Here is a 1192-nt window from a genome sequence, read left to right as displayed (position 1 = left end):
ACTCATGGCCTATGACTTCGTCATTGGAATGGACGTCGGCAAATACTTCCACCACGCCTGCGTCCTCGATCCCCAGGGCAGACAAGTCCTATCCAAACGCATCAACCAGCACGAAGGCTCGCTACGCAAGCTCTTCGGCAAATTCCTGGCCAATGACGCCGAAGTCCTTGTCGTCGTCGATCAGCCCAACAACATCGGCAGGCTAACCGTCGCAGTCGCCCAAGCAATGGGAGCCGACGTTCGCTACCTCCCCGGGCTTGCCATGCGACAGCTTTCACGTATCCACGTCGGCAACTCCAAGACCGATGTACGCGACGCTTATGTCATCGCCCATGCCGGCCTCAACCTGCCAGATGCCCTGCGTAGCGTCGACCGCGTTGAGGAAGTCTTCCTCCAGCTGAAAGTCCTCAACGGTATCGACGAAGACCTCGCCCGCGCCTACACACGCCTGATCAACCAGATGCGATCCGCGCTCGTGGGCACCTACCCCGCATTCGAACATGTCCTACGTGGGCAGATGATTCACCGCAAGTGGATTCTCCACCTTCTGGCGAAATACGGTGGCCCCACCAAGATTCGACGCGTCGGCAAAGCACGGCTGACAGCTTTCGCACGTGGTCACAGGGCACGTAATCCTGAACCAGTTATCGATGCCATGCTTGCTGCGATCCACGGCCAGACGGTATCCATCGCCGGCGCAGAATACGCGGAACTTGGCGTAGCAATGTCCGCCAAAGATGCACTAGCCAAGCTGGAGCACCGCAAAGAGATTGAAGCCCAGGTACTCGAGCTGATCCAGGACATTCCTCAGACCGAGATTCTCTTGTCCATGCCCGGCATCGGCCCACGTAGCGCCGCGCAAATCCTTATGACCGTCGGCGATATGTCCGACTTTCCCAATGCAGCGCACCTGGCTTCCTATGCAGGCCTGACGCCGCAGACGAATCAGTCGGGAACGTCGATCATGTCGAATTCGCCCAACCGGGCCGGCAACAAGAAATTGAAGAACGCCCTATGGCAATCGTCCTTTGCATCGATCAGATTCCACGAGCGTTCCCGGCAATTCTATGAGCGAAAACGCAAAGAAGGCAAGAGACATAACGCCGCAGTCGTCGCGCTCGCACGCCGACGCCTCAACGTCCTCTTCGCCATGATGCGCAGCGGAGAGCTCTACAGAGACATCCCCACAGCC

General features: G+C 58.1%; 1 protein-coding gene. It reads left to right on the top strand.

Annotation, left to right across the window (positions count from 1 at the left end; genetic code table 11):
* Positions 1-4 precede the first annotated feature (4 nt).
* On the top strand, positions 5-1192 hold a 1188-nt coding region (locus tag HMPREF3158_RS01585; RefSeq protein WP_061925177.1), incomplete at its 3' end, for an IS110 family RNA-guided transposase.

It is taken from the genome of Corynebacterium sp. HMSC06G04 (assembly GCF_001807365.1).
Taxonomy (GTDB): domain Bacteria; phylum Actinomycetota; class Actinomycetes; order Mycobacteriales; family Mycobacteriaceae; genus Corynebacterium; species Corynebacterium simulans.
This window is presented reverse-complemented; position numbering and strand designations above follow the sequence as displayed.